This is a genomic window from Collinsella sp. OM08-14AT (assembly GCF_003438115.1).
Classification (GTDB): Bacteria; Actinomycetota; Coriobacteriia; order Coriobacteriales; family Coriobacteriaceae; genus Collinsella.
In genome coordinates, this window is sequence record NZ_QSTE01000012.1 from 55,378 (window position 1) to 68,345 (window position 12,968).

General features: G+C 60.6%; 10 protein-coding genes and 2 tRNA genes. 6 read left to right on the forward strand and 6 right to left on the reverse strand.

The window, feature by feature from the left end:
- Nucleotides 1–131: 131 nt before the first annotated feature.
- The 3 genes from rho to DXC18_RS07545 all read left to right on the forward strand — a co-directional run bounded on the left by rho (nucleotide 132) and on the right by DXC18_RS07545 (nucleotide 4,846).
- Nucleotides 132–2,675, forward strand: coding sequence for a transcription termination factor Rho (gene rho, locus DXC18_RS07535; protein WP_370445791.1), 2,544 nt, complete (start codon nucleotides 132–134; stop codon nucleotides 2,673–2,675).
- A gap of 313 nt (nucleotides 2,676–2,988) precedes the next feature.
- Nucleotides 2,989–4,389 carry a hypothetical protein gene (locus DXC18_RS07540; protein WP_117716826.1) on the forward strand — a complete coding sequence of 467 codons (1,401 nt, stop codon included), beginning with the start codon at nucleotides 2,989–2,991 and terminating at the stop codon, nucleotides 4,387–4,389.
- 7 nt (nucleotides 4,390–4,396) lie between these two features.
- Entirely contained in the window at nucleotides 4,397–4,846 is a 450-nt protein-coding gene (locus tag DXC18_RS07545) for a VanZ family protein (protein ID WP_117716827.1), read from the forward strand.
- A 115-nt stretch (nucleotides 4,847–4,961) separates the two neighbouring features.
- Here the strand turns inward: DXC18_RS07545 and DXC18_RS07550 are convergent, their stop codons facing one another.
- Together DXC18_RS07550 and DXC18_RS07555 are read right to left on the reverse strand one after the other, a co-directional pair.
- Complete coding sequence (locus tag DXC18_RS07550) at nucleotides 4,962–5,399, reverse strand: ROK family protein (RefSeq protein ID WP_233503826.1); 438 nt, start codon at nucleotides 5,397–5,399, stop codon at nucleotides 4,962–4,964.
- Between the two features lie 17 nt (nucleotides 5,400–5,416).
- Nucleotides 5,417–6,616 (reverse strand): pyridoxal phosphate-dependent aminotransferase, encoded by a 1,200-nt coding sequence (locus tag DXC18_RS07555; protein WP_233509044.1) that lies wholly within the window; start codon nucleotides 6,614–6,616, stop codon nucleotides 5,417–5,419.
- 148 nt (nucleotides 6,617–6,764) lie between these two features.
- On the opposite strand from DXC18_RS07555, the gene DXC18_RS07560 reads away from it, so the two are divergent.
- Both DXC18_RS07560 and DXC18_RS07565 read left to right on the forward strand, forming a co-directional pair.
- Nucleotides 6,765–6,841, forward strand: a tRNA-His gene (locus tag DXC18_RS07560).
- A 22-nt stretch (nucleotides 6,842–6,863) separates the two neighbouring features.
- A tRNA-Lys gene (locus DXC18_RS07565) sits at nucleotides 6,864–6,936 on the forward strand.
- A gap of 264 nt (nucleotides 6,937–7,200) precedes the next feature.
- Here the strand turns inward: DXC18_RS07565 and dinD are convergent.
- The 4 genes from dinD to DXC18_RS07585 all read right to left on the reverse strand — a co-directional run bounded on the left by dinD (nucleotide 7,201) and on the right by DXC18_RS07585 (nucleotide 11,763).
- Nucleotides 7,201–8,061 carry a DNA damage-inducible protein D gene (dinD, locus tag DXC18_RS07570; protein ID WP_117629101.1) on the reverse strand — a complete coding sequence of 287 codons (861 nt, stop codon included), beginning with the start codon at nucleotides 8,059–8,061 and terminating at the stop codon, nucleotides 7,201–7,203.
- A 161-nt stretch (nucleotides 8,062–8,222) separates the two neighbouring features.
- The gene (locus DXC18_RS07575; RefSeq protein WP_117629102.1) at nucleotides 8,223–9,749 is read right to left on the reverse strand and encodes an FAD-dependent oxidoreductase; all 1,527 of its coding nucleotides are present in this window, start codon (nucleotides 9,747–9,749) and stop codon (nucleotides 8,223–8,225) included.
- 256 nt (nucleotides 9,750–10,005) lie between these two features.
- On the reverse strand, nucleotides 10,006–11,010 hold the full coding sequence (locus DXC18_RS07580; protein ID WP_055252290.1) for a GGGtGRT protein: 1,005 nt from the start codon (nucleotides 11,008–11,010) through the stop codon (nucleotides 10,006–10,008).
- A gap of 18 nt (nucleotides 11,011–11,028) precedes the next feature.
- On the reverse strand, nucleotides 11,029–11,763 hold the full coding sequence (locus DXC18_RS07585; RefSeq protein WP_006235554.1) for an iron-sulfur cluster assembly scaffold protein: 735 nt from the start codon (nucleotides 11,761–11,763) through the stop codon (nucleotides 11,029–11,031).
- A 403-nt stretch (nucleotides 11,764–12,166) separates the two neighbouring features.
- On the opposite strand from DXC18_RS07585, the gene DXC18_RS07590 reads away from it, so the two are divergent.
- On the forward strand, nucleotides 12,167–12,967 hold the full coding sequence (locus DXC18_RS07590; protein ID WP_117716829.1) for a transposase: 801 nt from the start codon (nucleotides 12,167–12,169) through the stop codon (nucleotides 12,965–12,967).
- Nucleotide 12,968: the final 1 nt, after the last annotated feature.

Below are 12,968 nucleotides of genomic sequence, written 5' to 3' on the forward strand. Positions count from 1 at the left end.
ATGACGCAATCATCTCGATACAGATCAATGATATCCGTCGTTTTGAACGGAACTAGACTGTTTAGCCGCCCTGAAGGTTTATGCAGGGAGCATGTGATTACAGGGCTTGAAAAGAAAGTTGAGCAAACACTGTGTCTGATCAACAGCAAGAAAACGAAATAACGACGACGCAGGCCGCTCCCGCTGCACCGGTTGCGTCGGACCAGGTCGCGGCGCCCGCGCAAGCCTCGGCTCCTGAGACGCCTAAGGCTGCTTCGACGCCTATGCCTGTGGCGGCTGAGAAGGCCGTGCCTGCAACTGGTGAGGAGGCTGCTCCGGCAAAGCCCAAGCTCACGCGCCACACGGCCAAGCCTGCCACTGACGGCGAGGAGGTCACCAAGCCCAAGCGCCGTACCACGCGCACGACGCGCGCCAAGCGCACCGTTGCAGCTGACTCCTCGGCGCCGATTTCCGATGAGGTCGCGCAGGCACGTGCGTTGGCGCAGATTAGCGAGGCTCAGGTGGTGCGCGCCCGCCGTCGTGCTGCCGAGCGCGAGGCCGCGGCTCTGACCGAGCTTGCAGCTCCGTCTGTGCCCGAGACCCCTGCCGCCGACCTGCCGACCGAGAAGCCGGCACCGCGCACACGCCGCCGCACGGCTGCTAAGGCCGAGCAGGTTGCGGAACAGGTAGCCCCCGAGCTCACTGAGGCTTCGGTCCGTTCCGCGGCAGGGGAGGGCGCATCGCCTGCTGAGCCCGCTGTGCCTGTCGAGGCCAGCGAAGTTCCCGTTGTCGATCCGGCTTTGCGCCCGCACCGTCGCGGTCGCAAGCCCAAGGCCTTCGTCGAGGCAGAGAAGGCCGCAGCCGCAGCCGCCGCCGCTCGGGATGCTGCGGCGACCGCCGAGTCTGCAACCGCTGCCGATGCACCCGTCCAGGATGCTACGACTTCCGAGGCCGCTCCCGCCGATGCCGAGCCCGCCGACGTCCGTCCCGGTCGCAGCCGTCGCACCGCTGCTAAGCGCACGTCCAAGGCTAAGGCCTCCAAGAAGGGCGCGTCCGAGGATTCCACCGAGGCGACCGCCGATGTATCGACTGATGCCGCCGAGCCCCAGGACGTCGAACAGCCTGCATCCGAGAAGCCCAAGCGCGGTCGTAAGAAGTCCGCTAAGGCCAAGGCCGCCGAGCAGCAGGCTGATGTCGAAGCGCAGATTGATTCCGGCGCCGAGGCCAATGACGCCGCTGCGGCCAATGCCGACGCCGCCACAACCGATGTTGCCGCGCCCGCCGAGGCCGAAGACGGCACTCGTTCCAACCGTCGCCAGCACAAGCGCAACGAGGAACGCAACGAGCGCAACAACGACCGTCGCAATCGCCAGCGCGATCGCAAACAGCGCAACAAGGAGCGTAACGCCGCCCCCACCGAGCCCACGCTTTCGCGTGAGGAGCTCGCTGCCATGAAGGTCGCCGAGCTGCGCGAGAAGGCCAAGGAGTTCGAGATCGAGACGACCGGCAAGAAGAAAGCCGAGCTCGTCGAGGAGATCTACGTCACCGCCGCGAAGGCAGAGGGCTTCCGCGACATCAAGGGCATTCTGCAGATTCGCCCGGACAGCTCCGGCATCATCCACGCCCATGGCTACATGAAGTCCAACGACGACGCCTTCGTGCCCGCCTACCTCATCCGCTCCGCGCGCCTGCGCACGGGCGACGTCATCGAGGGCTCACTGCGTCCTTCGCGCGGCGGCGACAAGCGCGCCGGCCTCGCCAAAATCACGACCGTCAACGGTCTAGACCCCGAGCAGATTCGCAACCGCCCCAAGTTTGGTGACCTCACTCCGGTCTATCCCAACGAGCCGCTGCGCATGGAGCACGGCAAGGACTCCATTACCGGTCGCGCCATCGACATCGTGTCGCCGATCGGCAAGGGTCAGCGTGGCCTGATCGTGTCCCCGCCCAAGGCCGGCAAGACCACGATCCTCAAGAAGATCTGCCAGTCTATCTCGATTAACAACCCCGAGGTGCACCTCATCTGCCTGCTCGTCGACGAGCGCCCCGAAGAGGTCACCGATATGCAGCGCTCCATTAAGGGCGAGGTCGTGGCCTCGACCTTCGATATGCCCGCCGACAACCACACCCGCGTGGCCGAGCTCGTCATCGAGCGCGCCAAGCGCATCGTGGAGCTGGGCGGCGATGTCGTGGTGGTGCTCGACTCCATCACGCGTCTTGCCCGCGCCTACAACTTGGCGGCGCCCGCCTCGGGCCGCATCCTTTCGGGCGGCGTCGATTCGGCGGCCCTGTATCCGCCCAAGCGCTTCCTGGGCGCAGCCCGTAATATCGAGAACGGTGGCTCGCTCACCATCCTGGCCTCTGCCCTCATCGACACCGGTTCCAAGATGGACGAAGTCATCTTTGAGGAGTTCAAGGGCACCGGCAACATGGAGCTTAAGCTCGACCGCGATCTTGCCGACCGTCGTATCTTCCCGGCCATTGACCCCGTTGCCTCCGGTACGCGCAACGAGGATCTGCTGGTCGACGAGCAGATGCGCCCGTTTGTCTTTGGCCTGCGTCGCATTCTTGCCGGCATGAACAACACCGAGCGCGCAGCCGCATCGTTTATCAAGGGTCTTAAGGGCACCAACACCAACCAGGAGTTCCTGGTGCGTTCGGCCAAAAAGCACAGCGACTACGAGCAGACGTTCTAGGTTGTCATCCACGCGCAGCGATAGTCATCAATGCGATAAAGGGTCGGGGCTTTGAGCCTCGGCCCTTTTCCATATCGCCGCTCCGCGCTTATTTTTGACCATAAGACTGGCAAGCAGCAGGTTTCCCGTTTCAATCCGACATCGTCGCTTGCAATCGACAGGGCGGTTTCGCATAATAGCTTTTAAGCTTCGCGACGGAAAACGCAGATGAAACGAACCATATACCGTTGCTTTGGGGCATAGCCCCGCTTCATCTTCTCTCGCGCAGCCAACTGAATGATGCGATTTGGGTGCTGGAAGATGGGGAGAGCTCATGGCTTCTTCTGATGCAACACAACGAGCAGTCCTTGCCGGACTTTCGTGCGGGATCGGCCTTGCCGCTCCCGTGGTTATGTATGCCGCGACGCTGCCGTTTTCGTCGGTGAACGAGACGGTCGTGGCGGGTGCGGTTCCCTTCGCCGTGGGCGCGGTGGCGGGCGTGGGTATCTATGCCGCCTCGCTGGGTATCTCCGAGTACCGTGCGCGGCGTGAAGAGCGTCTGTTCCAGCCTGATGCCATGGGCGGTGCCGCCAATCTCAATCAGCATCAAAGCGAGTTCAAGACCGCCTCGATTCCAGCTCAGCAGCAGGATGCGACTCCTTACGCTGCGGCTTCTGCTTCTCAGGCTCAGGCGGAGCAGTCTACCTCGGCATTCCTTTCCGGCCTGACTGGTGCGTTCCAGCGCCGTCATGCCGATGATGGTGTCCCTACCATCGCTCGAGCCGCAGATGCCATGGACGAGGCCGAGGCTTGGTCCATGATCGACAGTATGCTCGACGACGATTCGCCGGTGAGCTGCGACCCTGCACACTCGCGCGACGTCTATCAAGTCGCCATCGACGAGCTCACCAACGGCGGGCAGACCGGCTCCTTCAATCGCGACGACATCGCCGCCGCGGCACGCGCCGTGTCTGGCTCCCAGGCCGCCCCTGCGGGCAGCACGGCGGCTTTCGTGGCACTCGTCGCCAATGCGGCGGTCAATAACGCCTACAGCGCTACCTCGGCGGACGCGAACGCTTCTGCCGATAATTCGTACGTTGATGAAGCCATGACCGCGGACGAGGAGGCTGTTGCCGCCCGCCGTGCCGCCGAAAGCTCGCTTTGGGGCGCTCCTGCCCAGCAGCAGGCGGCTGAGGCTGCGCCGTACAATGCAAACCTCGCCAGCATGCCTATCATCTCCGGTGCCGCGGGCATCGATCTCGATGACCTCGATGAGCCTGCAGCCATCACCGCATCGATTGATGCCCAAGATCGCATCGACACCGGCGACCTTCCGGACGCCTCGCTCGAGGTTGATGTCCCCATGGCCGATTACTCGGGCCACGAGGGTATGTGGGCCGCCGCCACCGCGATTCTGGATGAGATTGACGAGCCTGCTCCTGTTTCAGCCCCCGCTCCCGTCGCTGCCCCTCAGCCTGCTGCCCCCGCCTATGTCGGCCGTCACAGCGCTGTGTTCCCCGAGGATACTGCCCGTATCTCGCGTGAGAGCATCGAGCGGGCCGAGGCTATTGCCGCCGGCATTATGGAAAATCGTCGTCACGAGCGCGTCAATCAGATCCTCGAGGAAGAGATCGAGCGTCTTCAGTCCTCTACCGCCAAGCGTACGGGCCGTGCTTATCTGAGCGTTATCGAGGGCGGTACCGCCAGCTTCGCGCCGCTCCGTGCGGAGGCATAACTTCTGCATGGTTAAGATCAATCGAAAATGGGCGGTCGTAACCTGCCTGATGGCGCTCTTGATCTGGGGCAATTCGCTGGTTCCCGGCTCGGGGTCGGGCTCACTGAGCCTAACGGTCATGGAAGCTATCCGCGGTTTCCTGCACGGCGTGGGACTTCCATATGAATGGGTGACCAACTTTGTTGTTCGTAAGTGCGCGCATTTTACCGAGTATTTGGTGCTCGGCATCCTGGCAACGCACGCCTTTGATTTTGAGGGCCGACGCACCTTTGACGTGCTGCTGCCCACGGCAGTGTTCCTGCTGCTGATTCCCTCGATCGACGAGACGATTCAGCTCTTTGTGCCGGGACGCGCCGGCATGATCGCTGATGTGATGATCGACTGCTGTGGAGCGGCAACGGGCGTTGTGCTCCGATATCTCTTACGGTCGCTGATGTGCGCCAAAAAGGCCGCCTAAGGACGCATTGTTTGGTCCTAGGCGGCCTTTTTTATTGGAGGGCTTATATGAGGTGTGGCGGCGTCGTTCCATAGGTCGGATTTGCCGGGTGCGCCACGCCCTGTGGGTGCGTCTGTTACTGAAGCGCCTGTGCGCCTAGGGCCAGGCAGCCCATGATGCCCTGCTTGCCCTCGAGGCTGTTGTTGACGATGTAGGTATCGATGTCGTTGACCTCGGGCGTGACGATATAGCCGTTGAGCATCTCGGCGCACTTCTTGCGCGCGAGCGGCACGATGGGGGTGTGGTCGGCCACGCCGCCGCCGATGACGATCTTCTGCGGCGCATAGCACAGGATGAAGGTCATGAGCGCCTGCGCCAGATAGCCGGCGAGCAGATCCATGGCCTCCGGGTCATCGGCCATGTCTCCGGCGCTCTTGCCATCCCAGCGCCTTTTAACGCCGGGGCCGGCGATGAGGCCCTCGAGGCAGTTGTCGTGGAAGGGGCAGCCGCTGTGCTCGCCGATGGTGTCGCGCGGGTCGCGCGTGACCAGGATGTGGCCGGCCTCGGGGTGCATTTAGTGCCGGGCCGTCCTTACCCGCGCGGTTTGATTTTATCACGCAGGAACTTGAGGTTCTCCAGTGCTGCGTTGAGCGTCTCGTCTCGCTTGGCAAAGTGGAAGCGGATGAGGTGGTTGACGGGCTCGCGGAAGAAGCTGGAGCCCGGAACGGAGCCCACGCCCACCTTGGAGGCCAGATCCTCGCAGAAGTCGAGGTCGCTGTCATAGCCAAACTCAGAGATGTCCATCATCACGTAGTACGCGCCCTGCGGCACGTTGTGCGTGAGGCCGATGCTGTCGAGTCCCTGACAGAATAGGTCGCGCTTGGCGGTGTAGAGGTCGAGGACCTCCTGGTAATAACTGTCGTCGAAATTGAGGGCAGTGACGACGGCTTCCTGCAGGGGCGCGGCGGCGCCGACGGTGAGGAAGTCGTGGACCTTTTTGATACGCTCGGTGATCTGGGCTGGGGCAATGGTGTAGCCCAGGCGCCAGCCGGTGATGGAGTACGTCTTAGACAGCGAGCTGCAGCTGATGGTTCGCTCGAACATGCCGGGCAGCGTGGCCATATAGACGTGCTCGTGGGGAGCGTAGACGATGTGCTCGTACACCTCGTCGGTGATGCAGTAGGCGTCGTACTTCTTGCACAGGTCGGCAATAAAAGTGAGCTCCTCGCGCGTAAAGACCTTGCCACAGGGGTTGGACGGGTTGCATAGGACGATCGCCTTGGGATCGTTGTCGCGGAAGGCCGCCTCGAGGACCTCACGGTCGAAGTCAAAGGTGGGCGGGTTGAGCGGCACATAGATGGGCTCGGCGCCCGAGAGAATGGTGTCAGCGCCGTAGTTCTCGTAGAACGGCGAGAAAATGACGACCTTGTCGCCGGTGTTCGTGACCGTCATCATGGCGGCCATCATGGCCTCGGTGGAGCCGCAGGTGACTACAATATTCTCGTTGGGGTTGATCGGCATGCCCATAAAGTGCTCCTGCTTGGCGGCAAGCGCCTCGCGCATGGCCTGAGAGCCCCAGGTGATGGAGTACTGGTGGTAGAGCGGCTTGGGATCGGTGGCGATGGTGCTGAGGCTATCGAGCAGCTGCGCCGGGGGATCAAAGTCGGGGAAGCCCTGTGACAGGTTGACGGCGCCATACTTGTTGGAGATGCGCGTCATGCGACGGATGACGGAATCGGTAAACGTTGCCGTGCGGTTGGAGAGTTCTTTCATGCCGGTCCTTTCGAGCATTTGCAGTGGGGCAAGTTTACTCCTATGAAACCGGTGGGAAATGCTCGAAATGGTCTCGAAAAACTCTTTTCAAAATTCTTGAAAATTGGGGCTTGCATCGCGTGGCGTTCCTTGCAATAATAGTCGAGTGCGAAGCGCACAGGACACGGTGGGTGTAGCTCAGTTGGCTAGAGCGACGGGTTGTGGTCCCGTAGGTCGAGGGTTCGAGTCCCTTTACCCACCCCAGTTCTTGCTTCGTGTTGATATCGGGTCGTTAGCTCAGTTGGTAGAGCAGGGGACTCTTAATCCCAAGGTCCAGGGTTCGACCCCCTGACGGCCCACCCAAAGTATGTTAAAGCGACTGGCTTAGGCTGGTCGCTTTTTTGTTGACCTCGCATGGGGTCGAACCCGTCGGGGCGCGAAGCTGAGGAAATGCGTAAGCATTTACCAACGCAGCGCGCAAGGCGCAAAGCGCCGCAGCGGCCGCCTGCAAAGCAGGCTGACCCCCTGACGGCCCACCAAAGCATGTTAAGACGGTCAGCGATAGTTGACCGTCTTTTTTGTTGACCTTTCATGGGGTCGAACCCGAAAGGGCACGGCCGCTTTCACAGATCGAGTCTACCCTGGGGATCGGTAAAACCGTCAGTACCTTCCTTGAGTTTCTTCTCGTCTGCCTTCACGCGACGCTCGAGCTTTTTTGTATCTTCGGCAGGCGGTAGGTTCTCAGGTACAATTCCGCGGTCGATGAGGCTGCCACGCACGCTTGTGTTGTTCTCGACGTGCTCTTGCTTGATCTGGTCCAGACCGTACAGGTCGTGTTCCTCGGCGTTGAAGGCCGTCATCGAGTTCGTAAGGTCCTTTGCTTTGATGAGAACATCGGCTAGCCCGTCCGCCAATGCCGAGCTCTTGGATACGCCGAGCTGTTGCTTCATTTCCGCCGTGCTTCTGCCGCCGAATAACGCTTCATCGCCCTTCGACTTGATGATTGCGAATCCTTTGGAGTCCACGCCGCGTTTGAACGCAATACCCGAGAGCTGTTTCTCTGAATCAGATAGCGAGTGGCGCGCCTGCAAGCGCTGAATCTCTGCGAAGCGCTGCTCTATGAGCTCTTGGCGGCGCGTCTGCACGGCGAAGTACGCCTGGGCGAGCGCGATCTCTGGCTTGTTTGAATCTCCGTTTTGGGCGATTAAATAGCATGCATAGCGCGTAAGCTTGTAGTCTTTAACCGCGCGAGCGGCGACACCGGCAGTTACCATTTTCGTGGTGTCACGAAAATGGGAATCAACTGGAGTTTTGTTTGTTTCGCACGAGACTTTTGCCCTCTTAACAACTTCGGCAAAGTTCTCCCATCGAGTGTACCCCATGGGTTCCATTAAATCGCGTGCGAGCCAATACTCAACGCCGTCTTCCACATTGGCGTAGCTATCAAGTTCGACACGCCACTTCTCGATATCTCTACTGTCCATATCTCCTCCTCGCTGATCTATTGTCTATGCGCGCTTTGCCCGCTCTGTACTCAGAATAAGGATACGCTGCCGTGCGGACACGAATGGGCCACGTGCCACTTCGAGGTCACGGGGCCCATAGATATCGATTAGTTGTGCTCTGCTCTAGATAGGTGTCCAGTTTAATTCGATCGATAGTGCGAACCCAGGCTTTCGGTCCGCTTGCGCATGGCTTTGACCATCTCCGTTGCCAGCTGATTCTGCGATTGCAGGCGGGCGAGGGCTGCGATCTCGCTGTCATTGGCATGCGGCTTGCTCAGCGCAGTTGCCTCGTCTTTCAGGCTTTCAAGCTGTTGCAGGGCCTTGGATAGACCTGCTTCGGTCCTGTTGATCATGCAATAGGTGCTCATCGTGTGCTTAAGGCTGTGTGTCAGGCGTTCGGCATCTGTTGTGGCAATGCCATACTGAGGGAGGGCGATATCCATCGGAGCGGCCGCCTCGGGAGCGTCCAGCGCTGCTCGAGCTGCCGATGCGCCCGCGATGCGCCCGAATACGATGCCATTGGCACTCGACAAGCCGCCGATGCGGTCGGCGCCGTGCATGCCGCCTGTTGCCTCACCGCAAGCGTAGAGGCCCTCAACGCCCGTTTGCGCGGTCCTGTCGATTTTGATACCGCCGTTGGCGGCGTGGGCATACATCGCCACGCGCATCTCGTCGGTCGGCGCGATGCCGTGCTCGTCTTGTAGCCAGGTGGCAAAGGTCTGCACAAACTCGGGGACGTCCTCGCGGGGGAAGTCGTAGTGGAGCGCCAGGTCTTCGGCTCCCGCTTGGTCGATGGCTAGGTCGATAGCGCGAGAATCCAGACGCGAAGTGAAGGGACCATATCCGGAGCGTTGCTCGAGCAGATCGTTTAGCTTGCCGTCGGCAATATCGACCGACTGGTCGAACTTGACGTAGCGCCAGGTCTTCTCGTTAAATACAAGGTTTCGCTTGGGCTCGATGAAGCCGGGCATCATCTGCATGAACTCTATATTAGTAAGTGTTGCGCCGTGCGCCAGCGCGATGGCCTGCGAGGAGCTGAGCACATCAGCCGACGTAAGGCTGCGCTCGAACAGGCCGCTTGTGCCACCGGCTGCGATGATCGTGGCCTTGGCAGCAAAGGGCACGATTCGATTTTCGGTGAGGTCGTAGAGCACGGTTCCGGTTATTCTGCCGTTCGTGTCCTCAACAAGGTCGATAAGCTCATGGCGGGGGAGCAGGCGAATGCCGAGCGACTCGATCCGGGCTGTCAGAGCGTCCTCAAGGGGTTTGCGGGTGAGGCCGCGCCACATGCGCGTCTTGTGGTCAAAGCAGGGGATAAACTGCTTTTGCTGGGCGCTCTCGGCGCTTTGCGGACGCTGGAGCTCAACGCCCAGGTCTTGCTCGAGCCATTCAATTGCCTGGGGAATGCTGTGGACAAACGTCTGGACAAGATCGGGGTCGGCGACGCCGCCACCAACGGTCTGGATGGTATCGATAAGGTCTTGTTCGTCGTCTTCGTTAACGGGTCCGATAAGCCCCAAGCCCCAGGTTCCGGGGAAGAAGCTTGATCCACTCATAGTCTTGCCGGCGCTTGCCACAGTGACGGTCACGCCCGCGCGCGCCGCTTCGATGGCGGCGCAAAGGCCCGCAATGCCAGATCCAATTACCAGTACATCAGTCGATTCCATCGGATTCCTTTCTCGTCCGGCGCATTGTCGCACGGGTGATCGGCAATGGGGCCGCAAAGACTCGGCAAATCGGTAAAGGGCACATATGGCAGGTGGGCGTCATGGGCGTTCTGATGCTCCATCTCATCACATCTCGTATATCGCCCCAACTGATATATCGGCATTAGCTACCCTGCGACAGTGCAAACAAAAAGAGCCGCCACCTTAAAAGGTAGCGGCTCTAAAGCTCAACTATATGAGCATCGCGCGGGCGCGATTAGGCCTTGAGGGCCTCCTCGACGGCGACAGCGCAAGCGACGGTGGCACCGACCATGGGGTTGTTGCCCATGCCGATGAGACCCATCATGTCGACGTGCGCAGGCACGGAGGAAGAACCAGCGAACTGGGCGTCGGAGTGCATACGGCCCATGGTGTCGGTCATGCCGTAAGAGGCGGGGCCGGCGCCCATGTTGTCCGGGTGCAGGGTACGGCCAGTGCCGCCACCAGAAGCGACGGAGAAGTACTTCTTGCCAGCCTCGAGGCGCTCCTTCTTGTAGGTGCCAGCGACGGGGTGCTGGAAGCGCGTGGGGTTGGTGGAGTTACCGGTGATCGAGATGTCGACGTTCTCGTGCCACATGATGGCAACGCCCTCGCGGACGTCGTCGGAGCCGTAGCAGTTAACGGCAGCGCGGGGACCATCGGAGTAGGGGATGGTCTCGACGACCTTGAGCTCGCCCGTGTAGTAGTCGAACTGGGTCTTCACGTAGGTGAAGCCGTTGATGCGGGCGATGATCTGAGCAGCGTCCTTGCCCAGACCGTTGAGGATGACGCGCAGCGGCTTCTTGCGAGCCTTGTTGGCGTTCAGAGCCAGGCCGATAGCACCCTCAGCGGCAGCGAAGGACTCGTGGCCAGCCAGGAAGGCGAAGCACTCGGTGTCGTCGGAGAGCAGCATAGCGCCCAGGTTGCCGTGGCCCAGACCGACCTTGCGGTCCTCGGCGACGGAGCCGGGAACGGTGAAGGCCTGGATGCCCTCGCCGATGATGGCGGCAGCCTCAGAAGCGGTCTTGGCGCCACGCTTGACAGCGAGAGCGCAACCGAGGGTGTAGGCCCACTCGGCGTTCTGGAAGGCGATGGACTGGGTGTTGTTGACGATCTCACGCGGGTTGAAGCCCTTGTCGGTGCAGATCTGCAGAGCTTCCTCGAGGGAGGCGATGCCGTTGTCGGCGAGGCACTTGTTGATCTTGTCAGCGCGGCGCTCGTAACCTTCGAACGTAACAGTCATAGTTATTTCCCTCCCTTTCTACTCGTGAACCGGGAACACGCTGGCGACGGAGTGAGTCTCCTCGTCGGTGCGCGGGTCGATGTACTTGGCAGCGTTCTCCCACTGACCATAGTGGCCCATAGCGCCAGCGATGGCCTCCTCGGGGGTCTTGCCGGCCTTGACGGCGTCGGTGAACTTGCCGAGGTTCAGGAACTCGAATGCGATGATCTCGTTCTTGTCGTTGAGAGCCATGCGGGTGACGTAGCCCTGAGCGAGCTCAAGGTAACGAGCGCCCTTGGCCTTGGTGCCGAACATGGTGCCGACCTGAGAGCGAAGGCCCTTGCCGAGGTCGTCGAGGGAGGCGCCCACGGGCAGGCCGCCCTCGGAGAACGCGGTCTGGCTGCGGCCGTAAACGATCTGCAGGAAGATCTCGCGCATAGCAACGTTGATGGCGTCGCAGACGAGGTCGGTGTTGAGGGCCTCGAGGATGGTCTTACCGGGAAGGATCTCGGAAGCCATGGCAGCAGAGTGGGTCATGCCCGAGCAGCCGATGGTCTCAACGAGGGCCTCCTCGATGATGCCGTCCTTGACGTTCAGCGTGAGCTTGCAGGCGCCCTGCTGAGGTGCGCACCAACCCACACCGTGCGTAAGACCGGAGATGTCGGAAATCTCCTTAGCCTGGACCCACTTGCCCTCCTCGGGGATGGGTGCGGGGCCGTGGTATGCACCCTTGGCAACGGGGCACATGTTCTCCACTTCCTGTGAGTACTGCATGCCTCTCCTCTCTATCGTGTTGGCGTCCCGTCTGGGGGTCGTGGCTGGCGATTGCCGGGCGACCCTTCGAAAGGGACATGACATGCAGCCCCTATAATACCGCGAAATGCACGGAATATTCGGCGAACGGCTCAGTTTTCGTAGCGAGAAGTCCGGAAGTTTTAATTGAAACGGTTTAACTATATGTTCTGTGGTCGCGAATTTCCGTAGAGGGGGTTCGTCTTGGGCAAGCTTTTGGTCAGCTCTTGTATGCGTTGCGGGGTCTGACCTGTTGCAACGGTGCCGTTCGCCGCCCGTTTACTGCCTTTGGCCGCGCGAGTGTATTGTTTTGCGTGAATGTTTTGATGGCACGCTTCAATCGTGCTGTATTGGATGGCAATCAGATCCCGGCGAAGGGAGCGCCATGCAGCGCGTTTGGAGAACGGTTACCGGCTTTTACCATGTCTGTGCCCGCGGTGTGGGCAAGCAGCTCATCTTTGAGGGCGATGAAGACCGGTGGGAGTTTTTGGAGCTGATGCGTGATTGCTGCCGCGAGGCGGGCGTGACGGTTGTAGCCTGGTGCCTTATGGGCAATCACGTGCATTTGGTGCTTGCAGATTACGAGGACGCGATGAGCGCGGCGATGCACCGGCTGCTTTTGACGTACGCGCGGCGGTTCAATAAACGCACGGGGCGCACGGGCCATCTGTTCCAGAACCGTTTTGACCGGCGCTCGCTCGATACCGACCGTTATCTGATGGCTGCCATTCGCTATGTTCACGCTAATCCGCAGGAGGCGGGTATCGCCCTGATCGAGCGTTATCCCTGGAGCAGCTTTGCCGAGTATCTTCGAGCGTATGACAACGATATGACGAGGGGATTTTCGGATCCTTCTTGTGTGCTTGAGCTCTTTGAGTCTGCCAAGGGGTTTCTGGATTATTCTCTGTCGATGCCCGATGGTTCCGATCCGGTGATTCACGATATGGATGAGACGGAGTGGGAGCGGCGTGCGTTTGCCGACAAGATGGCGAAGCGCCTGGGTGTGCCGCTCAACGAACTCAAGACCGTAGCGCCCTCGCGGCGAGACGGAATCATTTTCGCTCTGCACGATGGCGGCTACACGGTGCGCGAGATCGAACGGTATACGGGAATCAGCAAGAGTACCGTCTCTCGTATCGTGCGCGCTTATGCGCAGGTAAAGGCTCAGGCTGAGGGCTCGGAATAGA

What these genes read in the sequence shown, in the direction of transcription:
- DXC18_RS07590 (WP_117716829.1), top strand. Translation starts at nt 12,167, where the DNA reads ATGCAGCGCGTTTGGAGAACGGTTACCGGCTTTTACCATGTCTGTGCC.
- DXC18_RS07555 (WP_233509044.1), bottom strand. Translation starts at nt 6,616, where the DNA reads ATGCTCGAAAGGACCGGCATGAAAGAACTCTCCAACCGCACGGCAACG.
- DXC18_RS07550 (WP_233503826.1), bottom strand. Translation starts at nt 5,399, where the DNA reads ATGCACCCCGAGGCCGGCCACATCCTGGTCACGCGCGACCCGCGCGAC.
- DXC18_RS07540 (WP_117716826.1), top strand. Translation starts at nt 2,989, where the DNA reads ATGGCTTCTTCTGATGCAACACAACGAGCAGTCCTTGCCGGACTTTCG.
- DXC18_RS07585 (WP_006235554.1), bottom strand. Translation starts at nt 11,763, where the DNA reads ATGCAGTACTCACAGGAAGTGGAGAACATGTGCCCCGTTGCCAAGGGT.
- DXC18_RS07580 (WP_055252290.1), bottom strand. Translation starts at nt 11,010, where the DNA reads ATGACTGTTACGTTCGAAGGTTACGAGCGCCGCGCTGACAAGATCAAC.
- dinD (WP_117629101.1), bottom strand. Translation starts at nt 8,061, where the DNA reads ATGGACAGTAGAGATATCGAGAAGTGGCGTGTCGAACTTGATAGCTAC.
- DXC18_RS07575 (WP_117629102.1), bottom strand. Translation starts at nt 9,749, where the DNA reads ATGGAATCGACTGATGTACTGGTAATTGGATCTGGCATTGCGGGCCTT.
- DXC18_RS07545 (WP_117716827.1), top strand. Translation starts at nt 4,397, where the DNA reads ATGGTTAAGATCAATCGAAAATGGGCGGTCGTAACCTGCCTGATGGCG.